This is a genomic window from Paenibacillus sp. JT22N12, from assembly GCF_056269365.1.
On the sequence record NZ_JBWDNU010000015.1, the window covers coordinates 99,212 to 122,365 of the forward strand.

Here is a 23,154-nt window from a genome sequence, read left to right on the forward strand (position 1 = left end):
GCAGATGGGCGAGCCCTTTGATATTTCCTATGTCTTCGAGTATCTGATCAAGCTTCTGCCTACGCTGAGAATCACCCTTCTCATTGTGGCCAGTTCGATTCTGCTGGGGATTGTTGTCGGATTTCTCGTCGCGCTCCCCAGATTGTACCGGATTCCGGTCCTGCAGCGTTTCTCGCAGGTGTATATTTCCTTTTTTCGCGGCACGCCTGTTCTGATCCAGCTCTTCCTGTTCTACTACGGGCTGCCGGAGATTCTGAAGCTGATTGAACTGGATGTATCCCGTGTCCCTGTCCTGTATTTTGTCATTCTGACGTATTCCCTGCATGGCGGGGCATATATGGCCGAGGCGATCCGGGGAGCCGTGACGGCCGTGGACAGGGGGCAGGTGGAGGCAGCCTACTCGGTGGGCATGACGGGTTATCAGGCATTCTCCCGCATCATGCTGCCGCAGGCGCTCGCGATCTCCGTTCCCGTGTTCGCCAATCTGGTTATTGCCACGCTCAAGGACACGTCCCTGGCGTTCACGCTTGGCATTATGGAAATGACCGGCAAGGCGCAGACGCTTGGGGCGCTGTCGCAGCATTTTATCGAAACGTATATTTCACTGGCGATCATCTATTTTATTATCAGCTTTATTCTGGAGAAAATGTTCAACAAGTTGGAAAGCAGGCTGCTCCGGCACGAGAATCAGGCTGTTGAGAAGACCCGGAGGCGCAGAGGAATAAACATGGTCTACCGCCACGTTACGGGCGCATTCGGCATTGGCAGAGGGGAGACGAGACTATGAAGCTGGACCCGTCATTCATCTGGACCGCCGTCGTGGGACTGCTCGCGGCGCTGCCGACAACCCTGTACATTACGATTGTCTCCGTGAGCTGCGGCTTTATTATCGGGACGGCCATTGCTCTGATCCGCATCTATAAAGTGCCTGTGCTCTACCCTATCGCGGCATCCTATGTGACCTTTATTCGGGGCACGCCGATGCTGACGCATCTGCTTCTCATCTATTTCGGGCTTCAGCTGATCATAGACAGCCTGGCTGAGCAGTTCGGCTGGTCCTTCAACTCGGCTTCGATCCCGATGATCGGTTTTGCGTATATCTCCTTCTCCATCACAGCCAGCGCCTATATGTCGGAGGTCATACGGTCAGGCCTGCTGGCAGTCAACAAAGGGCAGATGGAGGCGGCCTATTCGGTGGGAATGACCACCCCGCAGGCGCTAAGGCGGATTTTATTCCCGCAGGCGCTCGCCGCTTCACTGCCGAATCTTTCGAACAATGTCATCGGCATGCTGCACGGTTCAACACTCGCTTTTACGGTATCGGTTGTGGATCTTAACGCCAAGGCCCAGATCGTCGCCTCGACGAACTGGAAGTTCGCAGAAGCCTATATTGCGGCCGCGCTGATCTTCTGGGCACTGACCTTCCTGATCGAGCGGGCAACGGGTCTTATCGAGAGAAGGATCAACGTTTACAACAAGGGGGGAGTAGCATGATCAGGCTTACCCAAATCACCAAGTCCTTCGGCCGCCACCAGGTGCTCAAGGGCATCGATCTGACGGTCAAAAAAGGCGAAGTCGTTGCCATTCTCGGGCCAAGCGGCTCCGGCAAAACCACTCTGCTGCGCTGCATCAATTATTTGGAGAGAGCAAGCGGCGGGGAAATTTCCATTGACGGCTTCACTGTCAACTGCAGGAATCCGGCAAAAGCGGATATTCACCAGCTTCGGCAGAAGACGGCTATGGTCTTCCAGCAGTACAATCTGTTCCGCCATAAAACAGCTCTTGAGAATGTTATGGAAGGCCTGATCATCGTCAAGAAGCTCTCCAGAGAAGAAGCCCGCAAAATAAGCCTGGAGCATCTGGAGAAGGTGGGCCTTGGAAACAAGCTGGATGCCTATCCGAGCCAATTATCGGGCGGGCAGCAGCAGCGGGTGGGAATTGCCCGGGCGCTGGCGCTCAATCCAGATGTTATATTGTTCGACGAGCCGACCTCGGCGCTTGATCCGGAGCTTGTGGGAGAGGTTCTGGCCGTCATCCGCAAGATTGCCAGGGAAGGCATTACAATGATTATTGTGACCCATGAGATGAGCTTTGCCCAGGATGTCGCAAACCATGTCGTCTTTATGGATGACGGCGTCATTGTGGAGGAAGGCACGCCAACAGAGATTTTCGGCTCGCCCAAAGAAGAGCGGACCAAGCAGTTCCTGAAGCGCATTACGCCGGAAGGCGTGTATTCCATATAACGATTGGAGCGGATGCAAATGGCTGTAAAATTTGGTATTTTAGATCAAAGCATTGTGTTCCCGGGGCAAACGCCGGGCGAGGCTCTGGCCAATACCGTCAAACTGGCGCAGCTGGCGGAATCGCTTGGTTTTGAGCGTTTCTGGGTGTCTGAGCATCATGATTCGCCCCTGATGGCCGGCTCCTCCCCGGAGGTGCTGATTTCCTATCTTCTGGCCCGGACAGAGAAGATCCGGATCGGATCGGGAGGCGTCATGCTGCAGCATTACAGCCCTTATAAGGTAGCCGAAAATTTCAACGTGCTGGCGGCGCTGGCGCCAGGCCGCGTGGAGCTCGGCATTGGCCGGGCGCCCGGCGGACTGCCGCGTTCCACCAAAGCGCTGCAGAAGGGGCAGACGGAGTCACCGTCCCTAGCCGAGAAGCTGACAGAGCTGGAGCAGTTTCTCCACAGTCCGGCAGGGGAGGATCACCCGCTCGCAGGTCTTCAGGCGAATCCGCTCACTCAGCAGCCGGCTGCCATTCATATGCTTGGCACCAGCGTAAGCAGCGCCGAGCTGGCCGCCGAGCGCGGTTACCCCTATGCCTTTGCCTTATTTATCAACAATGATCCGGAAACGGCTAAGAAGGCTTTTGAAGTCTATCGGAGCCATTTCAATCGGGAAACCGGCGCACAGCCGAAAACCATCCTTGCATTGTCCGTCATCGCGGCGGATACTCATGAGGAAGCCGTGGAAATGGCGGGAGAGTTCAAGAATGTCCGGGTAACGCTGGCCAGCGGCAAGACCGTGAATGTCGGCACGCTTGAGCAGGCAGAAGAATTCGCGAGGCAGGCCGGGGAGACCTTTACTTATGAAATCCGGGATGCGGATATTACGAAAGGCACCAAGGAAACCGTCCGTGCAAGGCTGCTGGAGCTGAAGGAAATCTATGGCGTGGATGAGTTTATTTTCACCACGATTGTGAAGGAGTTCGACAAACGGATTCATTCGTTCAAATTATTGAATCAGGCGTTTACCGAGCTTCCTGTATAAAGCTTTAAGGAGGATGTTGATATGAGTTTGTCTTCTGCAGAACCGTTGGTGGAGCAGTTGATTGCGATACGCCGTCATCTTCATGAGAATCCCGAGGTGTCGGGCGAGGAATTCGAGACTACCGCATCGATACGCCGGTGGTTGACGGAGGCCGGCATCCGCATCGCCGACTATCCGCTCAAAACCGGACTCGTCGCGGAAATCGGCGGTCTGCATGGCGGGCCTGTTGTTGCCGTGCGGGCGGATATCGACGCGCTGCCGATTCAGGAAGAGACCGGCTTGCCCTTCGCGTCCCGCATTACCGGCAGGATGCATGCCTGCGGACATGATTTTCATACCGCATCCATTATCGGCACGGCGCTGCTGCTCAAAAACAGGGAGAAGGAGCTCCGCGGAACGGTGCGCTTCCTGTTCCAGCCCGCCGAGGAGAAGGCGAGAGGCGCGCAGCAGGTTATCGCAAGCGGCGCTCTGGAAGGCGTTCAAGCCGTATTCGGCATGCATAACAAACCGGACCTGCCGGTGGGAACCATCGGTATCAAAGAGGGCCCGATTATGGCTGCCGCCGATGGATTTGAAGTTGCGGTGGAAGGGCTGGGCACACATGCGGCGGTTCCGGAAGCCGGTCTTGATCCGATTGTAACGGCAGCGCATATGATTACCGCCCTGCAGTCGATCGTCAGCCGCAATGTGAGCGCGCTGGGCAGCGCCGTCGTCAGCGTGACCCGTCTCCACAGCGGGACGGCCTGGAATGTAATTGCCGACAGGGCCATCTTCGACGGCACCATCCGCACCTTTGACGAGGATGTGCGCAGCAGGGTGCTGGAGCGTTTCGAGCAGGTGGTCAGCGGCGTGGCCGCAGCCTTTGGGACCAAAGCCAGAGTCAACTGGATTGACGGGCCGCCGGCGGTGATTAACGATCGGAAGTGGGCGTCCCAGGCGTCGCAGACAGCGGAATCGCTTGGCCTGACGGTTGTCCGGCCCGCTCCGTCCCCGGCTGGGGAGGACTTTGCCTTTTATCTGAAAAAGGTGCCCGGCGTGTTTGTGTTCATGGGGACATCGGGGCCGCAAGAGTGGCATCATCCCGCTTTTGATGTGGATGAAGCGGCACTGCCGGTCGCCGCATCTTTCTTTGCGGAGCTGGCTGTTGACGCCATCAATCGATTGAGCGGGCAGGAGGGTTCACCATTATCATTCAACGAACATATGACGCGATCGTGATTGGAGCCGGCTCCATGGGGATGAGCGCAGGTTACGAGCTTGCCCGCCGCGGTCTGAAGACGCTGCTGATCGATGCATTTGATCCACCGCATGCGCTGGGCAGTCATCATGGCGAGGCGCGTCTCATCCGTCACGCCTATCATGGCGGCGCAGCTTATGTATCCATGGCGCTGCGCGCCGATGAACGGTGGCTTGAGCTGGAGAAACTGACCGGGGAGAAGCTGCTGGAGCGCTCGGGTGTGCTCAATATGTCCGATCCGAATGTCTATTCCTACGACGTCCGCCTTGATGATGCCGCTGCGCTTGGGGTAACCACAGAACTGCTCAATGCCGCGCAAATTCGCAGCCGCTGGCCAGGAGTGCGGCTGCCGAACGGCTTTGAAGGCATGTATGAGCCGAATGCCGGTTACCTGTACAGCGAGAGATGCGTTGCCGCCTATAAACGCGCTGCTTTAGAAGCAGGCGCCGGGCTGCTCACGAATACATTCGTTACGGATATTGTGCCGGATGCGGGTGGAGTTACCGTCCGTTCCAAAGACAACATCTTTCACGCCGGCAAAGTATTGATCAGCGCCGGAGCGTGGTTCAAGCGTCTGGAACCGTTCATTTCCCTGCCTATCCGATCCGTCCGCAAGGTCGTCGGCTGGTTTGAAACGGAAGGGAACGGATTTGATTCCGGTGTATTTCCCGGATTTACGCTTGGAACCAAGGACGGCGGCTATTATGGATTTCCAAGCATAGACGGTAAAGGTCTCAAGATCGGAAGGCATGACACCGGAGTGGAATGGAAGCCCGGCGAGGAGCTTGCTCCATTCGGCTTCTATCCGGAGGATGAAGGCGATCTGCGCAGGGCGCTCTCGGCATTCATGCCGGGGGCTGCAGGGAGGCTGCTGAGCGTCGCGGTATGCAAATATGAGATGACCCCGGACGAGGATTTCATCATCGACACCCATCCGGAGCATCGGAATGTGCTGCTCGCCGGCGGCTTCTCCGGACATGGGTTCAAGTTTGCCAGCGTGGTCGGCGAAATTGCGGCTGACTTGATCGAGAAGGGCAAGTCAGTACAGGATATTGGATTATTTTCGTTATCCCGGTTTGCTTTGCGTTAGGTGAGGGCTAAAAACCGGATACTTATAAGGAGGAATTAAGATGAGTCAGACGACTATTAATATAGAATCCTATCTGGAGACGTATGAGCAGTTGAAGCAGGCCGTTGCCGGCCTGACAGAAGAACAATTGACTGAAAAAGAAGCCCCCGGCAAATGGAGCATCACCGAGGTGCTTGCCCATTTGGCAGACCATAATATCGTCGTGTCCTTCCGGCTCCGCGAAATACTGGCAGGCTCGGAAGCCCGCTTGCCCGCCTTCAATCAGGATAACTGGGTGGCCGGGCAAACGCCCAATGCCGGTCATGCTTCGGATATTCTCGATGTATTCCATGCGCTGCTGGTCTATAACAGCCTTCTGTTTCGCCGTTTGTCCGCTGAGGATTGGGAGAAGACGGCTTTGAATTTCAAGGGAGATCCGGTGGCATTGTCGACGATTATCCAATCCTTTATCAATCATGCAGGTAATCATATTGGTCAAATCGAGCGCATCAAGAGCAAAGTTCTTTTACCACAGGCTTAATAGGTGGGATTGCATGATGCACATACAGTTGTGAGAACTTCGGGAAGCAGGTGAATGCGATGTCAACGAAAACGATTGTCATTCGTGAGGCGATAGACACGGATGCGGATGCTGTCCAGGCGGTATTATTGGATGCATACGGCCAGTATGAACAGACGCTCCCCGAGGATCGCTGGGAAGCATATAAGGAGAATATTATCTCCTCCGTGAGCGAGGCGGCAACGAAATTGCGTTTGGTTGCGGAGCTGAATGGGGAAATTGTCGGCAGCGTATTCCTGTTTGATTCCTCCGAAGCCGCTTATGGGAGAAGCGATCTGGATATCCAAAATCCCGTTATCCGGCTGCTTGCGGTTTCCCGTAAAGCGCGCGGGCTTGGAGTCGCGACTGAGCTTATCCGCGCATGCGCCAGAGAATGCAGGGAGTGGGGCGCCCAAACGGTTCATTTGCACACATCCGATATGATGGATTCCGCAGTGCGATTATATGAGCGCCTTGGCTTCGAAAGGGCGTTTGACAAAGATATTATGAACGGCAATCTGCTGGTAAAGAGCTACCGGCTGCAGCTGAACGAAACCGCGTTGTTATTATAGAGGCTGGTCAAAATACCGGCGATGAACTGGCGGAATAGGCGGAAATCGTCTAGAGAAGCGTAAGCAGCAACAGAGCAGACGGTTCCGCCTGCGCCGCCTGTTTATTTCACCGGAAGTCCACAGAGGAGGAATTTGGCATGGCAAATCGCAAGCTAATCAAATTTGGCGCACTGATTCATGGGGTGGGCGGCAATGTGTCCGTATGGCGGCATCCCGAGGTCCCGGTAGATGCCAGCGTGAATTTTGAGTTCTACAAGCAGCAGGCGCAAACGGCAGAGGCGGGGAAATTCGATCTGGTATTTATCGCCGATGGTCTCTACATCAATGAGAAATCCATCCCGCATTTTCTCAACCGCTTTGAACCGATCACGATTCTGTCCGCGCTTGCCGCTGCTACCTCGCATATCGGCTTGGTAGGAACATTGTCCTCCTCGTACAGCGAGCCCTTCACGGTTGCCAGGCAGTTCGGCTCGCTGGACCATATCAGCGGCGGCCGGGCCGGGTGGAATGTGGTGACATCGCCGCTTGAGGGCTCCGCCAAAAATTATGGCAAAACCGAGCATCCGTCCCATGATGAACGGTACAAAATCGCTGAGGAATATCTAGAGGTTACGCAGGGACTGTGGGATTCGTGGGAGGATGACGCGTTCATCCGCGATAAGGAATCTGGCGTTTTCTTCGATCCTTCCAAGCTGCACACGCTCAATCATAAAGGCACTTATTTCTCTGTACAAGGACCATTGAATATTGCAAGATCCAGACAGGGGCAGCCGGTTATTTTCCAGGCCGGGTCATCCGAGAGCGGGAAGAAGCTGGCGGGCAAGGCAGCCGATGCGGTCTTCACCGGACATGAGAGCATAGAGGAAGCCAAACAGTTCTACAAGGAAATTAAGGACAACGCCATTGCGAACGGCCGTTCCGAGGACGATATTGTGATTCTGCCGGGCATAGGGCCCATCATTGGGGCAACAGAAGAAGAAGCGGAACGCAAATACGAGGAAATTGCCGGACTTGTCAGCATTGAGAATGCGCTCAATTATTTGGGACGTTTCTTCGAGCATCATGATTTTTCACAGTATCCGCTTGATGAGGCATTCCCGGATGTGGGTGATTTGGGCAAAAACAGCTTCCGCAGCGGAACGGATAAAATCAAAAAACAGGCCAAGGAACAAAGTCTTACCCTGCGGCAGGTTGCCCTCCGCTCGGCAACGCCGCGTGGTGCCTTCATCGGCACGCCGGAGAAAATCGCCGACTTGATCCAGCAGTGGCATGAGGAAAAGGCTGCCGACGGATTTATCATCCATACTCCCATTCCGAGCGGCCTGAAGGATTTCGTTGAACTGGTGGTGCCGATTCTGCAGGAGCGCGGATTGTACCGTACGGAATACGAATCGGATACGCTACGCGGCAATCTGGGCATTCCGATTCCGGCCAACCGCTATGCGGCCGCGAACAGGACCGCTGATGTCAATGGCTGAGAATGAAGCAGCTGGCGTTTGAAAGGCTTGCAGATAACCCCGCATTGATGCTGATGCGGGGTTATTGCGCTTGACGCATGGCAGCGGTGAAGCTACAATTAGATTCAAGTTCATATTGTGACGGAAGAATCGGAGAAATTCACATAGACACTCCTGCGCCTCGTGCGCGAGGGATGATTTTATGTGTTTTTTTGTTTATTTGCAAGATAGCAATGCGATTCGAGGCTTGGGGGGACGGATTCGGAATGCCATTTCAGCAACAGCTCATTTTGCCTGCCGCCAGAAATATAAAGGATTTCGAGAAATTGCTGAATTTTTCCTATCAGTACATCGTGCTGCTGGACAGCCATATCAGTCAGCTTCAGTCGCTTGTTCAGCTGGCCAAGTCCTGCGGCAAGCAGGTGCTCATTCATGCGGATCTGATCGAAGGCCTCAAGAATGACGAGTATGCGGCTGAATTTCTCTGCCAGGTGATTCAACCGGCAGGCATCATGTCTACACGCGCCGGCGTCATCACCAAAACCAAGCAGAACAAGCTGCTGGCGATTCAGCGACTGTTCCTGCTGGACTCCGGTGCCCTCCAGAAGAATTATGCGCTGCTTCGGCGCACGCAGCCGGATTATATTGAAGTGCTGCCCGGGATTATGCCGGACATCATCAAGGAAGTGCATGAGGAGGCGGGCATTCCCATACTTGCCGGCGGCTTCATCCGGACGGCGGAGGATGTGGAGAGAGCGCTTACAGCGGGTGCGACTGCCGTCACCACAAGCAATGCGGCATTGTGGAAGCATTTTATGTAAAACGGAACTTGCTTCGAAAATAAAGCCCCGGAAAGGATTGTGGTTAAGGATGAACCAGGCGGAACATTCTACGGAATCTTACATATTGGCATTGGATCAGGGTACCACCAGCACAAGAGCCATTTTATTCGATAAGCAGGGATTGATGAGAGGGATCGCCCAGCAGGAATTTACGCAGCATTTTCCCCAATTGGGATGGGTGGAGCATGACGCGGAGGAAATCTGGGAGTCAGCCCAGTCGGTGCTTCGGCGCGTTCTGGAGGAGAATGACATCGGACCGGAGCAAATTGCCGGAATCGGGATTTGCAATCAGCGGGAAACGACCGTCATCTGGGATAAAGATACAGGTATTCCGGTCTATTCGGCGGTAGTCTGGCAGTCGCGCCAGAGCGTGGGAATTTGCGAGCAGTTGAAGGCGGATGGTCATGAGAGGCTCATCCGGGAGAAGACCGGGCTGATGGTGGACGCTTATTTCTCAGCAACGAAAATCAAATGGATTCTGGAGCATGTCGAGGGGGTGCGCCAAAGAGCGGAGGCCGGGGAGCTGCTGTTCGGCACCATCGATACCTGGCTGATCTGGAAGCTGACCGGCGGCGCCGTCCATGTAACGGATTATTCGAATGCGGCGCGCACGATGCTGTACAACATTCATGAGCTGAAATGGGATGAGGAGCTGCTGGCGATTCTTAATATACCGCCGGGGCTGCTGCCGGAAGTCAAGCCTACTTCCCATCTATATGGACACACGACAGATGAGCTGTATGCCGGACACGCAATCCCGATTGCTGCCGCGGCCGGGGACCAGCAGGCTTCCCTGTTCGGTCAGGCATGCTTCGAGAAAGGCATGGCCAAAAACACATACGGCACCGGCTGCTTCATGCTGGTGAATACCGGCAGCGAAGCCGTCCGCTCGGAGCATGGGCTGCTGACGACGATTGCCTGGGGGATCGACGGGAAGGTGGAGTATGCCTTGGAGGGCAGCACCTTCGTGGCGGGATCGGCGGTGCAGTGGCTTCGCGACGAGCTGCAGCTGATCGGCTCCGCCCAGGAAAGCGAGCAGGTCGCTGAGAAAGCCGATTCGACGGACGGGGTGTATGTGGTGCCCGCATTCGTCGGGCTGGGCACCCCGTATTGGGACAATGAGGTTCGCGGAGCCGTATTCGGGCTGACAAGAGGAACCAGCAAAGCGCAGCTTGTCCGCGCTACGCTGGAGGCGATCGCGTATCAGGCGAAGGATGTCTTCACGGTGATGGAGCGGGAAGCTGGGCTGTCATTTGCCAGCTTTCGCGTCGATGGCGGCGGTTCCCGGAACAATCTGCTGATGCAGTTTCAAAGCGATATGCTGGGAATCGCTGTGGAGCGCCCGACAGTCAGCGAGACGACGGCAAGGGGAGCGGCCTTTCTGGCCGGTCTGGCGGTTGGCTTCTGGGGCTCCAGGGCAGAGCTTGCCAGCCTCTGGAAGCTGGATATCCGATTCGAGAGCAGAATGGAGGAATCGCTCCGCGAAGCGAAATACGAGGGCTGGGGCAGGGCTGTCCGGGCAGCTCAGGCTTTCAAATAATTGAAATGTGTGGTAGGATGAAAGCAAGTTAATAATGGGTCGGAGATATGGAGAAGCCGTGATAACCTTTCGCAAATTTGCGGGAAGGTTTTGTCGCGGCTTCTCTTTTTTCTAGCCTTTTTGTCAGAGTGCATGAGCTTCACGCCTATAAATTCTACAAGGTTTGAGGGAAGAAACGAACTTCGCGGCCCAAAGGACGGAGAAGCCTTTTCTTCCTAATTGACGGGAAATGGGAGAGACAACTTTATGACGGCTAACTTTTCAGGCTTTAACCGTGAGGATATCATCAGGAAACTGGAGGAAACACGCTGGGATCTGCTTGTCATCGGAGGAGGGATCACTGGGGCGGGGATTCTGCTTGATGCGCAAAAACGCGGCATGCGGGCTGCTCTGGTGGAGATGCAGGATTTTGCGGCGGGCACTTCGAGCCGCTCGACCAAGCTGGTCCATGGCGGGCTCCGGTATCTGAAGCAGCTTGAGATCGGCGTTGTGGCCGAAGTCGGGAAAGAGCGGGCGATCGTGTATGAGAATGCGCCCCATGTGACGACACCGGAGTGGATGGTGCTGCCAATCTATACGGGAGGAACCTTCGGCTGGTTCTCGACGTCGCTTGGTCTGCGTCTGTACGATTGGCTCGCTGGAGTGAAACGCGGCGAGCGACGCCGTATGCTGAGCCAGGCCGAGACGTTGAAACGCCTGCCGCTCTTGAAGCGCGAAGGACTGAAGGGAAGCGGCTATTATGTCGAATACCGCACGGACGATGCGCGCCTTACGCTTGAAGTCATGAAGCGGGCTGTTGCCGAGGGTGCCAGGGCCATTAATTATATGAAGGTTGTTGATTTTCTATATGAAGCAGGGCAGATGGCTGGCGTTGAGGCAAGCGATCAATTGACGGGGAAACGGGCGGTTATTCATGCCGCACAAATTGTCAATGCAGCCGGTCCGTGGGTGGATACACTCCGCGAGAAGGATGGTTCGCGCCAGGGCAAGACGCTTCATCTGACCAAAGGCGTCCATCTGGTCTTCGACCAGTCCCGGCTGCCCCTGCATCAGGCCGTTTATTTCGATACACCCGACAAGCGGATGGTGTTCGCTATTCCCCGTGCGGGCAAGACTTATGTGGGGACTACCGATACGACCTACACTGGCAATTACGAGAAGCCGCGGATGACGAAGGAGGACAGGGACTATCTGCTGCGCGCGGTGAATGCCTTGTTTCCATCAGTCCGCTTAACCGCTATGGATGTGGAATCCAGTTGGGCAGGTCTACGTCCCCTCATTCACCAGGAGGGCAAAGACCCTTCGGAAATTTCCCGCAAGGATGAGATTTTCCGCTCCCCATCGGGCCTGCTGTCCATTGCCGGGGGCAAGCTGACCGGTTACCGCAAAATGGCCGAAGCAGTCGTGAATAAAGCGGCGGAGGAGCTGACCCGCCAGCAGGGTTCAGCTTTCCCCGCCTGCCTGACCAGGCACGCGGCTCTCTCCGGAGGCGATGTCGGAGGCTCGAAAGGCTTTGGCGCATTTATTGCCGATCAGACATCCCGGGGCGTCAAGCTTGGTCTGTCAACGGAAGCGGCGGAGCGGCTGGCCAGTTTCTACGGCTCCAATGTCGGCTCGCTGCATCAGATCATGAAAGACCGGAAGCAGGAGCATGAGCAATCCGGACTTCCTTTGGAGCTGTTTGCGTCCGTGGAGTATGCGCTCAATGAGGAAATGACCCTCACGCCGATGGATTTCTGGATCCGCCGGACAGGTGCGCTGTTCTTCGATATCTCGCGGGTGTACCGCTGGAAGGAAGCCGTTCATGCCTGGATGGGCAAACGTCTGAACTGGACGGAATCCCAGTCTTCAAGCTATAAAGCGGAGCTTGACGCCGGGCTGGAAGCGGCGGTCGCAACGGTCAGCGCGGATGCGGACAACGCATAAACTTGCCGTTCTGAACGGTAATTATTTGAATACCGCATTTTACCTATCACTTCCTGAACATGAGTGAACAGACCAGAAAATAAGAGCTCAAAAAGAACCAGTCCAAGTTGACTGGTTCTTTTGTTTGCATTCTACGGAAACCGTCTGCGCCTATAAATGAAACACGCCGATCGCGATGCCGCCATAGGCAAATGCACAGAGAATGACAAGTGCAGGGTGGATCTTCCTGCGCTGCATCAGCCAGAAGGCAACCGCTGCGATGATTAACGCCTGCCAGATGCCGATAAGAGAAATCGACGAGGAGGCGATCTGCCAGGTCAGGGTCACCATCATGATGGCGATAACCGGCTGCACAAGTATTGTAATGCCCTTCACCGCATTGGATTTGCGGAAACGCTGCAGCAGCTGCAGCAGCAGAATGAGTGCTATTGCCGAGGGCAGGATGGTGGCGGCCAAGGCAATAACAAGGCCGGCCCAGCCAGCCAGTTCATAGCCGACATAAGCGGCAATCTTGGTCGCAATAGGGCCGGGAAGGGCATTGCCGAGCGCCAGCATATTGGAAAATTGCGGGTCTGTCAGCCATCCGTAATGCGTGACAATCTCCTGATACATCAGCGGTATGGAAGCCGGACCGCCTCCGTAGCCTAATACATTGGAAATCAGAAAGCCCAGAAAAAGATGAATCCATTCTATCCAGTTCATGCGCTACATCCTTTTTTCGTTACTTTACTTAATCTGCTAGGGGTTTAAAAGTCCGGTGATTAACTGGCGGAGCAGGCGGAAATAGTCTGGAGAAGCGTAAGCGTTCGCCTTTGTACCCCGAATTTATCAGATACAGGTATCCAAAATAAAAAAAATTCAGGGGTACAACAGCGATCGGAAGACGTTTCCGCATGCGCAGCCTGTATTTTCACCGGACTTTTAAAACCACTGTTATTTTCCCTGATCCGGCATTCTCACTTTCCGTTTGCTCTTCAGATAGGCTACTGTCCGGATATGGACAATCCCGTATGCTATGAAGAGGGCAATGACAATAGCCGGATGAATATGGATCACGTTCATCATCAGGAAAGCCAGCAGGAAGAAGAACAGGCCTGCTGTCATGCCAAGCCCCTTGACCGCCCTGTTTGCGAACTCATAGGCCATGACTCCAAGCATAACCGCGATCACCGGGGTGACCGCTCCGATCATACCGGCAATTACAGCCGAGCCGCTGAGCCACCGGACAATGGAGATGAGCGCTACCATGGCAAGGGCTGTAGGCATAATATGCGACAGCAGAGCGATTAAGGCGCCGGGGCTTTTACGCAGCCGGTATCCCAGATAAGCGGCCATTTTGGTAGCAATAGGGCCCGGAAGCGCATTGGCAAGCGCCAATATCTCGCCGAATTCACTTTGGTCCAGCCATTTGTACTTGGTTACAGCTTCATACTGGATGAGCGGAATAACGGATGGACCGCCGCCGTATCCGATAATGCCGGTTTTGAGCATGGCCCATGACAAATCCCGATAATCCTGTTTGCTGGTTTTCTGAATAGAGTCTGTCATCGTTTATAGCCTCATTCCCATCCGGCTTTTGTATCGGTTGATCAGTACCTGGCAATCCACGCTCATGATTCCGGGAAGCTTATAGAGCACGTCCTTCATGAACTGCTCCATCTCCTGGTTATTCGTAAAGAGGCCGTGCATGTGAAGCTTGCTGGGACCCGTCATATGGTAAAGACTGGTTACGACAGGTTCATCGGCAAGCGCCGTCGCGGCCTCGTGCAGAAACTTGGGCTCCACTTCCACGTTGAAAAAGGCGGAGACGAGGATGCCGATTTTCTCCGGATTAATGACGGCGGTGAAACGTTCAATCACGCCGTTCTCCATGAGGGCATTGATTCTGGATTGCACCGCAACCCGGGAAAGTCCGATATCCTTGGCCAGATCGGTGTATGAAATTCTCCCGTTCATGTTGAGGGCTTTAATAATCTTACGGTCTGTTTCATCGATCTGAATCGCGGGATTCCCTGCGTTTGGCGAGATTTGCATAATGGAGGCTCCTTTCAATAGATGTATAGGGATGGTTAAAAGAAGTACTGTCTGTTATATGACTTTTTGAATGCAAAATGACATGTTTAATTACTATATGTTCAAATATACATGGAATATCATACGTTATCAATTAAAATTTATATCATAGCTTACGAATTACAAGTCTATATCTGAGGAATCGGCTTGGCGTAAGGTGCCGGGATTGACTTTGCCATGGGGATGGGTTATTTTATTTGCAGGTCTTGGGAAATGGTCAGGGTTTGGCTCCCAGGCATAATTAACAACGATTATCAAGGATATGAGCAATAGATTGCATACTTGCCGTCCTTAACGGGTGGTAGTGAAGCATCATGAAAAGCTTGCGGCCTGCGTCCAGAGAGGGAATTCATCGGCTGAAAAATTCCCGGCATCCGCCTGTTGCTCCCCGCCTTGTAGTTGCTGCAGGGAAATCATAGTATCTGCAGCCGGGATATTCCCGTTATCCGCTAATGAGAGCTGTGCCGAATCTTGGCATAGTCAAATTAGGGTGGTACCACGAGACAGCGCGCTCGTCCCTTTCCGGGGACGGGCGCGTTTTATTGTATCCGATGGATTCTGAGAACTTCAATAGTAGCGGAGGTGCTAAAGCAATGAGACAAAGTCATTCGTTTATCCCGACACTGCGAGAAGTTCCTGCCGATGCCGAGGCGGTCAGCCACCAGCTGATGGTGAAGGGCGGATTTATCCGGCAGCTCGCCGCAGGAGTTTATTCGCTTCTGCCGCTTGGCAGGAAGGCGCTGCGCAGGGTAGAGACGATCGTCCGCGAGGAGATGGACAAGGTTCAGGCGCAGGAAATCCTGCTCCCGGCGCTTCAACCGGCCGACTTATGGCGTCAATCCGGAAGATACGATAGATATGGCCCCGAATTGGTCCGGCTGCATGATCGCAGCGGAAGAGAATTTGTACTGGGACCGACTCATGAAGAAGTCATTACGACGCTCGTTCAGCAGGAAGTGAACTCCTATAAACGGCTGCCCCTGCTGCTTTATCAAATCCAGACCAAGTTCCGGGACGAGCGCCGCCCGCGCTTTGGTCTGCTGCGGTGCCGCGAGTTTGTCATGAAGGATGCTTATTCCTTCGATACCGATTGGGAGGGGCTGGGCCGGACTTACGATGCCATGTATGAGGCGTATCACCGCATTTTCGAACGCTGCGGTCTGAATTTCCGGGCGGTGGAAGCGGATGCCGGCTCCATTGGCGGTGAAGGCGGCACACATGAATTCATGGCCCTGGCCGAATCGGGCGAGGATGTCATTATGTCATGCCGCTCCTGCGGCTACTCCGCCAATCTGGAGAAGGCCCAGTTCCAAAGCTCCGGCTCTGCCGCCATCAAGGGATCAGTCACTCCCGCTGCAGAGAGATTCCATACTCCTGGTATCAAGACCATTGATCAGCTTACCGCTCACACCGGCCAGCAGCCGCAGGAGATGATCAAAACACTGATTTATGCCGCCGCAGATGGGCGCCTTGCCGCCGTGCTCGTGAGGGGCTGCGATGAAGTGAACGAAACGAAGGTCAAGCTGTGGCTGAACGCGGAAAATCTGGAGCTGGCCAGTCCCGCAGCTGTTCAGGCCGTGACCGGAACCGTTCCTGGCTTTGCGGGTCCGGTTGGACTCGCAGCTTCTATTACCGTTCTGGTCGATCGGGATGTGGCGGAGATGGACGATGCGGTAGCGGGAGCGAACGAAGCGGATTATCATCTGCGGCATCTGCTTCCCGGGCGGGATTTCCCACTTGAGCATGTCGGCGATTTCCGCAATGCGCAGGAGGGGGACCGCTGCCCGCGCTGCTCAGCGGGGCTGGTTATGGAGCGGGGCATCGAGCTCGGACATGTATTTAAACTAGGAACGAAATATAGTGAAGCTTTTGATGCCCGTTTTCTCGATGCGGGCGGCGTGGAACGGCCGATTATTATGGGCTGCTACGGCATTGGCGTCACCCGGCTGCTGGCGGCAATTGTGGAACAGCATCATGATCAGCACGGGATGATCTGGCCCATCGAGACCGCGCCTTATCATGTGCATCTGATTATCGTTTCCCTCCAGGATGAAGCCCAGCTCGCAGCAGCTGAGCTTCTGTACGAACAGCTGAAGCGGGAAGGAATCGAAGTGCTCTACGACGACCGGGAAGAGCGGATGGGCGTGAAGCTGAAGGATGCCGATCTGATCGGACTTCCCATCCGGATTGTGGTCGGTAAAGGAATAGTCCAGGGCTTGGTGGAGTTGAAGGAGCGAACGGGCGAGAGTGCTCAAATCGGGCATGGAGAGGTAATAGACCGTATACGCGCGATACGATCATCTTCGCTGGCATGACTTCAATTTCGAACAGGTTTAGCGACGGGGAAAGGGTGAAACGTTATGATTACCGGCTTCCATCATGCCCAGATTACGATTCCGCCTGGTCAGGAGGATCAGGCAAGAGCTTTTTATTGCGGGGTGCTGCAGTTAAAGGAGATTCCCAAGCCGGGTTCTCTTGCCGGGAGAGGCGGTTTCTGGGTTGAAGTAGGGCCGCTTGCCCTGCATATCGGGACGGAGGACGGCGTGGACCGGACCCGTACCAAGGCCCATTTGGCCTATGAAGTCACAGATTTGAAGCTTATCGAAACAACGCTTGCCCAGCGGGGGATTGGGATTCTGGATGGAATACCCATACCGGGCTATGAGCGGTTTGAATTTCGGGACCCCTTCGGCAACCGCATGGAATGCATTCAGCGTATCCGCTAGCTCCGTCTTGTCAAGCAGCAGCTGAAGTCCATAAATTTTTGCGAAATAAGGAGTTGAATTCCGCATGAAGTATGAAGGAAAAGTAGTTGTGGTGACTGGAGCATCAGGAGGCATTGGCAGTGAATTGTCCAAAGCCTACGCCGAAGCGGGAGCACAGGTAATTATGACGGACATCGAGAACGAGAAGGGGCCAATTCTGGCCCGGAGACTCACGCAAACCGGCGCTCTGGCCCAATTCATTGAAGCGGATTTGAGCCAGCCCGGCCAGATTGTGCAGCTGTTTGAGAGTATCGGGGAATTGTACGGAACGGTCGATATTCTTATTAACAACGCAGGATTCGGCATAACGAAATCCCCTTACGAGCTGTCGGTCGACGAATGGGACAGTGTCGTTCATGTCAATTTGCGCGGCACCTTCCTCTGCTCCCGCGAGGCTGCGAAGCGGATGAAATCCGGCGGCGGCGGCCGGATTGTCAATATTGCCTCTACACGGGCGGCCATGTCCGAGCCTAACAGCGAGGCTTATGCCGCCACGAAGGGAGGCATAGTCGCCATCACTCATTCGCTGGCTGTATCGCTTGGACCCGATCATATTACCGTCAACTGCATCAGTCCGGGATGGATCGAAACAGGCAATTATGCGGAACTGCGTCCGGTTGATCATGAGCAGCATCCCGCAGGACGTGTCGGACATCCCGGCGACATCATCCGTGCTTGCATGTATTTGACGGATCCGGAGAATGATTTTGTGACAGGCTTGAACATGACGGTAGATGGCGGGATGACCCGTAAAATGATCTACGAGCACTAGCAAGCGAATGGGCTGAAGACAGCTAGGCTTCCTTGCGCAGTCTGGCGTCTAGAAAGAAGGTTCCGAGCGGGATAAAGGCGGAAAGAAAAGCGATAAAGACAAACAGGAAGGACCATTTTCTGACGATCCAGGCATGAAGCAGAGCCAGAAGAAACAGCGTGAAGAGCAGTCCATGCAGCGCGCCTGCGATGGTTACGGCAATGGGGATGTCGGCCCAATATTTGAGGGGCATGGCGATGAGCAGCAGTACGAGATAAGAGACGCCTTCCACATTGCCGATCCATCTTAATCGTCCGATTGCAGTTTTGAGCATTGAATTAAAATACCTCCACGTTTCGTATCATGATATGATTCTACTATCTATACGGCTGCGATGGTGATAGGGTCCGCCAATTATGTTACGAAAGGGTGAATGTTGAATGGTGTGGTCCGAACTAAGAGCAATTCCGAACGAATATAATGATCAAATCAAATCAATTGACGAGAAGATGTTGTCTCTTATAAAGGAGAGGAAGGCACTCACCGGAAACCGCAGGTTTTTTCCGCCTTGGGAGCAGGTGCAGGCCTGGGGCGAGCAGTTCCAGATGGCGGACTTGCAGATCAGTTATTTTTTTCAGAATATCCAGGAACGCACCCGGCCTGTTATGCCTGACAGTACCGGTGATTTGAAGGGTGTGGTTCCCATTATGAAGAAGGTGACAAAAGATCATATAGACTATATATTGACGCATGCCATGCAGCATGAGCATGTAAGTGTCGCTTATCTGGAAATAAACAACAGAAGAGAAAATGCCGACAGCAGCAGCCATACGCGCATTAAAGCAAATCTGACACTTGAAATCATAGGAGAGCAGGATTATATCGTAAATCGGAGCAGCATGGGCGGTAACGGAGCACAGACGACAATGACCTTCCATATTGCGCCTGCCCTGCCGGATGACCTGAAGACTGTGGAATTTTCGCTCATACCTTCCCAGGTGTTTCCGGAAACATCTGTTGAGGAAATTATTCTGGACCAGCAGATCGACTTTATTTGAGCAATTAATCGTCGCGCTTCTGGCGGTCGATCGCCTCTGCCATGGTACGGTCCGTGAGATGGGCATAGATCTGTGTCGTTTCCGGCGAAGCGTGGCCAAGCTGCTCCTGGGTCTTGTACAGGTCGTTGCGCAAGTAATAATCGGTTGCAAAGGAATGCCGCAGCTTGTGGACCGAGAGATACGGCTTTCCGAACCGCTTGGCATACTTGATCACCATTTCCTGAATGGCCCGCTTGGTCATGCGTGAGCCCTCGCTTCTGCCGTTGGCGATGGCCAGAAACAGCGCCTTCTCGCGCTTGGGCGCCTTGTATTGCGATTCGCGCTGGGAGAGATACAGCTGCAGATCATGCATGGCTTCCTGACGGAAATAAACCGGCGTCTTGAAGGTGTCATCGTTTTTCCCTTTTCGAAACACATAAAGCAGCTTCTTCTTCATATCGAGATCGTCGGTATTCATATTGACGATCTCAGATACGCGCAGCCCGGAATTGAGGATAAGACTGACAATGCAGGTATCCCGGATCCGGTTGAGCATATAGGAATACATGGCCTGTTTGTTCGCCGCGGCGTCCGAACCGTAATCCTCATGAATATACCGGATAAACTCGTCAATTTCCCGCTCCTGCAGCAGCTTGCCCTCAAGCTTGGCCGCGGTATCCTTGGGCTTGTTCGCCCGTTTGATCGAGACTTTGGCCATGACATTGCGCTTCAAGAGCGGATAAAACTCTTCGTCCTCGGCAATCTGGCTCAAATAATGAAAAAGCGAGCGCAGGGAGGAAAGCTTGCGCGATATGGTTGTCCTGCTGTTGGCATGCTCCCGGCGGGTAGCCAGAAACATCTTGAACTGATCGATGCTGTCCATATGCAGCTTCTCCAGCTCCTCCAATTGCACATCCCGCATGGACGGACCTGCGGCAAGCCCTTCCGCCAGCATCCAGGACAGAAAAGTCTCGTAGTCCCTGACGTATTCAAGCAGGGAGGACGGGGAAAGATCCGGTAATTTATAATTGATGAATTTCTCTATATACCATGGCATGGAAGGCGTTTTGCGGTCCAGTTCCTGCCGGTCCTTCAGCTTGATCACATTCAACTTCATCTCACCTCAGGTTTTCTTAGGATGATTCTTTCAATCCATGATGCAGCTTGCAGCGATATGTATGATGATAGCTTCATTGTAATGCAGGTACTGGTCGATGTAAACCGGAATAGGGAACATTTGATCGCATGACGGATATCGCAATTTAAACCTTCTTTCCAATGTTAGTGAGGAAAAACCGGCGGCGCTAGGTGTCATAAGGGGGACAACGATATGATTGCAGCTGCACCGCCAATCAGCAGAGAGGCAATTGTGATTGGCGCAGGTATTGGCGGATTGAGCGCTGCCATAGCTCTGCGGCAGAACGGCTGGCATGTAAGGTTGTTTGACAAAGCGCATGAATTGGCTGACCTTGGAGCCGGTATTGTGCTTGCGGCCAACGCGATGAAAGCGCTGGACTTGCTCGGTGTGGGTAGAGAGATCCGATTCAGGGGAGCCGCCGTCGGCAAAGCAGAGATCCGCACGCATGACGGCCGGATACTGACCGTTCTACCGGCTGCGGAACAAGCCGTCCGGTATGGAACACCTGGCTATCTGATTCACCGGGCAGCGCTTCAGCATACTCTCTATAATCATCTTGCATCGATGCCGGAGACGGATATACATTTGGGCGTCAAACTTAAGGGGCTGGAGAACCGCAGACATTGCGTCCATGCCGTGTTTGAGAATGGGGAAGAGCATGAGGCGGCTGTGCTGATCGGCTGCGATGGGGTGAATTCCGTCGTCAGGGAGCAGGTCATGGGCTTTGGCGGCAGTCCTCTCCAATATGGAGGCTTCACAGCGCTGAGAGGGATTGCGGAATTCCAGGACAGCCGGTATCCCATTGATATCGGCGGCGGATTCGAGGCCTGGGGCCCAGGCAGGCGCTTTGGATTTTCCCATTTGGGTGAGGGACGCGTCTTCTGGTTTGGAGCCGTCAATGCACCGAGGGGCACGCAGGCTCTGCCGGGAGAGAGGAAAAAGGCGGCTTTAACGTATTTTAAAGGCTGGCATAGTCCGATTGAGGCCGTTATAGCGGCCACGGACGAAGAAGCCATTCTCTCCCATGATCTGTTTGACCGCGAGCCGCTTAAGACCTGGAGCAGCGGGCGTGTTACACTCCTTGGCGACGCTGCTCACCCCATGCTGCCGAACCTTGGTCAAGGAGGCGCGCAGGCTATTGAGGATGCAGTTATACTGGCCTATCATTTAAGGAAGATCTCCATATCCGGGGATGATATCATGTCGGCACTGCGCGCCTACGAGCTGAGCCGAATTCCCCGTACGACACGGATAGTCAGACAGTCCCGCCGCATGGCAAGGATGGTTCAGCTGGAACATCCGGCCGCGCTTGGCCTTCGCAATATGATCCTTCGGGCGCTGCCATCCGGGTTTATGGCCAACCGGCTGGATTGGGTGGCAGGTTATGATATTTCCGGCCATATGAGAGATTTTTAAGATGATTAAAAAAAACTAGCAATAAGCATCTTTTACCATTATCCATGCTACAATTCATCAGCCGAACGTTTCCGCAGGAGATGAACCGGGCAAATTGAATGGAGTATGGAGGAATTATCAGGAATGTTCAAACAAATTTCACTGCTCGTCATATTGTTTACGGCCGCAGCGCTGGCTGCAACCTGCAGTCATTCCGAGGCTGTGGCTCCCAAGACGCTTCAGCTTGGCAGCAAGAGTCAGGATGTGCCGGATTTGCAATTCAGGCTGCAGCTTCTGGATTATTTCAAAGGTGCATTAACGCAGTCCTTTGGTAAAGAGACCTCTCAGGCCGTCATGCGTTTTCAACAAGCTCACGGGCTGAGTAGCGATGGAATCGCAGGACCGGCGACTTGGGCGGCGCTCAGGAAGGTTACGGTCAGCAAGCCGGAGCTTGCGATGCTGGCCCGGGTAATTTATGGCGAAGCCAGAGGAGAAGACTACAAGGGACAGGTTGCGGTCGGCGCCGTTGTGATGAACAGGCTGCATTCTCCCTTGTTTCCGCATTCGGTCTCGGAAGTCATCATGGAGCCTCATGCGTTCTCGGCTGTTGCTGACGGCCAATATTGGCTGATTCCGGACGAGACTGCCTTTAAAGCGGCCCGTGACGCCGTCAGAGGCTCGGATCCCACCCATAATGCGCTTTATTACTATAATCCCGACACCGCCACTTCCAAATGGATCTTTACGCGAAAGGTCCTCGAGAAGATCGGCAGCCATTCCTTTGCCGTCTAGCAGCAAGCATGCCCGAACTTTAAAATCCGCCCTGTCAGGTGCGGATTTTTTTTGATGTTTTTGCTGGGGAACATAATGGTATATAATTAATCTGGCATACGGATATCACAGGGTAACAGTCGCTATATATAAAACACGGACAGGGTGAAGCACTTATGGAGGCAAAATATTGCATGACCTGCGGCAGCGCGATGGAGCTCCGGGATGTGGACGGCACACCCCGCAGCGCATGCACCGCTTGCAGCTTCGTTCATTGGGGTAATTACAGCGTAGGGGTCGGTGCGCTTGTCGTGAAGGAAGACAAGGTGCTGCTCGTGCGGCGCGCCCAGGAGCCGGGCAAAGGATACTGGACCACGCCAGGCGGTTATATCGAACAAAACGAACTGATTCATGAGACGATTTGCCGCGAGGTTCTTGAGGAAACGGGCGTTGAAGCCGTTGTGAAAAGTCTTGTAGCGGTCCGCGATCAGCCAAGCCGGATTCATAATGTTTATATTGCGTTCTCGATGGAATATGTCTCAGGCGAGCCGACTCCCGACCAGTTTGAAGTGGATGCAGCCGGGTTTTACAGTCTTGAAGAAATGGCAACGATGAATGTAGCGGGCTTTACCAAGTGGCTCGTGAAGGTAGCTCTCGACTCTCAGGAAGATGGTCTCAAGATTGATGAACAGCCGATAGTTCCGCTCAATGGCTATGGATTGTTCCGCATATAATCATTCTGGCTCAGCC

At 54.1% G+C, this 23,154-nt stretch carries 24 protein-coding genes; 19 read left to right on the plus strand and 5 right to left on the minus strand.

Annotated features, from left to right (window positions below):
- The first annotated feature begins 4 nt into the window (after window positions 1-4).
- The 12 genes from AC0YOA_RS32830 to AC0YOA_RS32885 all read left to right on the plus strand — a co-directional run bounded on the left by AC0YOA_RS32830 (window position 5) and on the right by AC0YOA_RS32885 (window position 12,474).
- Entirely contained in the window at window positions 5-787 is a 783-nt protein-coding gene (locus AC0YOA_RS32830; protein WP_475790173.1) for an amino acid ABC transporter permease, read from the plus strand.
- Window positions 784-1,494 (plus strand): amino acid ABC transporter permease, encoded by a 711-nt coding sequence (locus tag AC0YOA_RS32835; RefSeq protein WP_475790174.1) that lies wholly within the window; start codon window positions 784-786, stop codon window positions 1,492-1,494. The genes AC0YOA_RS32830 and AC0YOA_RS32835 overlap by 4 nt, the downstream gene beginning before the upstream one ends.
- Entirely contained in the window at window positions 1,491-2,243 is a 753-nt protein-coding gene (locus tag AC0YOA_RS32840; RefSeq protein ID WP_475790175.1) for an amino acid ABC transporter ATP-binding protein, read from the plus strand. Before AC0YOA_RS32835 ends, AC0YOA_RS32840 begins: the two co-directional genes overlap by 4 nt.
- Window positions 2,244-2,261: 18 nt before the next feature.
- Window positions 2,262-3,272, plus strand: a complete 1,011-nt coding sequence (locus AC0YOA_RS32845; protein WP_475790176.1) for an LLM class flavin-dependent oxidoreductase — start codon at window positions 2,262-2,264, stop codon at window positions 3,270-3,272.
- Between the two features lie 21 nt (window positions 3,273-3,293).
- Window positions 3,294-4,490, plus strand: coding sequence for a M20 peptidase aminoacylase family protein (locus AC0YOA_RS32850; protein ID WP_475790177.1), 1,197 nt, complete (start codon window positions 3,294-3,296; stop codon window positions 4,488-4,490).
- A gap of 14 nt (window positions 4,491-4,504) precedes the next feature.
- Window positions 4,505-5,599: an N-methyl-L-tryptophan oxidase gene (gene solA / locus AC0YOA_RS32855; RefSeq protein ID WP_475790178.1), complete on the plus strand. Its 1,095-nt coding sequence runs from the start codon at window positions 4,505-4,507 to the stop codon at window positions 5,597-5,599.
- 40 nt (window positions 5,600-5,639) lie between these two features.
- Window positions 5,640-6,119: a DinB family protein gene (locus AC0YOA_RS32860; protein ID WP_475790179.1), complete on the plus strand. Its 480-nt coding sequence runs from the start codon at window positions 5,640-5,642 to the stop codon at window positions 6,117-6,119.
- A gap of 59 nt (window positions 6,120-6,178) precedes the next feature.
- Window positions 6,179-6,709: a GNAT family N-acetyltransferase gene (locus tag AC0YOA_RS32865; RefSeq protein WP_475790180.1), complete on the plus strand. Its 531-nt coding sequence runs from the start codon at window positions 6,179-6,181 to the stop codon at window positions 6,707-6,709.
- A gap of 137 nt (window positions 6,710-6,846) precedes the next feature.
- Window positions 6,847-8,187: an LLM class flavin-dependent oxidoreductase gene (locus tag AC0YOA_RS32870; protein WP_475790181.1), complete on the plus strand. Its 1,341-nt coding sequence runs from the start codon at window positions 6,847-6,849 to the stop codon at window positions 8,185-8,187.
- 245 nt (window positions 8,188-8,432) lie between these two features.
- Window positions 8,433-8,987, plus strand: coding sequence for a glycerol-3-phosphate responsive antiterminator (locus AC0YOA_RS32875; protein ID WP_210039709.1), 555 nt, complete (start codon window positions 8,433-8,435; stop codon window positions 8,985-8,987).
- Between the two features lie 49 nt (window positions 8,988-9,036).
- Window positions 9,037-10,548 carry a glycerol kinase GlpK gene (gene glpK, locus AC0YOA_RS32880; protein WP_475790182.1) on the plus strand — a complete coding sequence of 504 codons (1,512 nt, stop codon included), beginning with the start codon at window positions 9,037-9,039 and terminating at the stop codon, window positions 10,546-10,548.
- Window positions 10,549-10,794: 246 nt separating this feature from the next.
- Window positions 10,795-12,474 carry a glycerol-3-phosphate dehydrogenase/oxidase gene (locus tag AC0YOA_RS32885; RefSeq protein WP_475790183.1) on the plus strand — a complete coding sequence of 560 codons (1,680 nt, stop codon included), beginning with the start codon at window positions 10,795-10,797 and terminating at the stop codon, window positions 12,472-12,474.
- Between the two features lie 150 nt (window positions 12,475-12,624).
- Here AC0YOA_RS32885 and AC0YOA_RS32890 read toward each other — a convergent pair whose 3' ends face one another.
- The 3 genes from AC0YOA_RS32890 to AC0YOA_RS32900 all read right to left on the minus strand — a co-directional run bounded on the left by AC0YOA_RS32890 (window position 12,625) and on the right by AC0YOA_RS32900 (window position 14,508).
- Window positions 12,625-13,176 (minus strand): chromate transporter, encoded by a 552-nt coding sequence (locus tag AC0YOA_RS32890; RefSeq protein WP_475790184.1) that lies wholly within the window; start codon window positions 13,174-13,176, stop codon window positions 12,625-12,627.
- A 231-nt stretch (window positions 13,177-13,407) separates the two neighbouring features.
- A complete protein-coding gene (locus AC0YOA_RS32895; protein ID WP_475790185.1) occupies window positions 13,408-14,022 on the minus strand; it encodes a chromate transporter in 615 nt (204 codons plus the stop codon).
- 3 nt (window positions 14,023-14,025) lie between these two features.
- The gene (locus tag AC0YOA_RS32900) at window positions 14,026-14,508 is read right to left on the minus strand and encodes an Lrp/AsnC family transcriptional regulator (RefSeq protein ID WP_475767563.1); all 483 of its coding nucleotides are present in this window, start codon (window positions 14,506-14,508) and stop codon (window positions 14,026-14,028) included.
- A 632-nt stretch (window positions 14,509-15,140) separates the two neighbouring features.
- On the opposite strand from AC0YOA_RS32900, the gene AC0YOA_RS32905 reads away from it, so the two are divergent.
- The 3 genes from AC0YOA_RS32905 (at window position 15,141) to AC0YOA_RS32915 (ending at window position 18,084) form a co-directional block, all read left to right on the plus strand.
- Entirely contained in the window at window positions 15,141-16,862 is a 1,722-nt protein-coding gene (locus AC0YOA_RS32905; RefSeq protein ID WP_475790186.1) for a proline--tRNA ligase, read from the plus strand.
- 45 nt (window positions 16,863-16,907) lie between these two features.
- A complete protein-coding gene (locus AC0YOA_RS32910) occupies window positions 16,908-17,273 on the plus strand; it encodes a VOC family protein (protein ID WP_475790187.1) in 366 nt (121 codons plus the stop codon).
- Between the two features lie 64 nt (window positions 17,274-17,337).
- Window positions 17,338-18,084 carry an SDR family NAD(P)-dependent oxidoreductase gene (locus tag AC0YOA_RS32915; RefSeq protein WP_475790188.1) on the plus strand — a complete coding sequence of 249 codons (747 nt, stop codon included), beginning with the start codon at window positions 17,338-17,340 and terminating at the stop codon, window positions 18,082-18,084.
- Between the two features lie 22 nt (window positions 18,085-18,106).
- Here the strand turns inward: AC0YOA_RS32915 and AC0YOA_RS32920 are convergent, their stop codons facing one another.
- Window positions 18,107-18,397 carry a DUF3817 domain-containing protein gene (locus AC0YOA_RS32920; protein WP_475767556.1) on the minus strand — a complete coding sequence of 97 codons (291 nt, stop codon included), beginning with the start codon at window positions 18,395-18,397 and terminating at the stop codon, window positions 18,107-18,109.
- Between the two features lie 106 nt (window positions 18,398-18,503).
- Here AC0YOA_RS32920 and AC0YOA_RS32925 point away from each other — a divergent pair, with 106 nt between their 5' ends.
- On the plus strand, window positions 18,504-19,121 hold the full coding sequence (locus AC0YOA_RS32925; protein ID WP_475790189.1) for a hypothetical protein: 618 nt from the start codon (window positions 18,504-18,506) through the stop codon (window positions 19,119-19,121).
- A gap of 4 nt (window positions 19,122-19,125) precedes the next feature.
- On the opposite strand, the gene xerS is transcribed toward AC0YOA_RS32925, so the two are convergent.
- Complete coding sequence (gene xerS, locus AC0YOA_RS32930) at window positions 19,126-20,211, minus strand: tyrosine recombinase XerS (RefSeq protein ID WP_210039719.1); 1,086 nt, start codon at window positions 20,209-20,211, stop codon at window positions 19,126-19,128.
- A 219-nt stretch (window positions 20,212-20,430) separates the two neighbouring features.
- On the opposite strand from xerS, the gene AC0YOA_RS32935 reads away from it, so the two are divergent.
- From AC0YOA_RS32935 to AC0YOA_RS32945, 3 genes are all read left to right on the plus strand, one after another.
- Entirely contained in the window at window positions 20,431-21,654 is a 1,224-nt protein-coding gene (locus AC0YOA_RS32935; RefSeq protein WP_475790190.1) for an FAD-dependent monooxygenase, read from the plus strand.
- Window positions 21,655-21,777: 123 nt separating this feature from the next.
- Complete coding sequence (locus tag AC0YOA_RS32940) at window positions 21,778-22,425, plus strand: cell wall hydrolase (protein ID WP_475790191.1); 648 nt, start codon at window positions 21,778-21,780, stop codon at window positions 22,423-22,425.
- A gap of 155 nt (window positions 22,426-22,580) precedes the next feature.
- A complete protein-coding gene (locus AC0YOA_RS32945) occupies window positions 22,581-23,138 on the plus strand; it encodes an NUDIX domain-containing protein (RefSeq protein WP_475767547.1) in 558 nt (185 codons plus the stop codon).
- The last annotated feature ends 16 nt before the right edge of the window (window positions 23,139-23,154 follow it).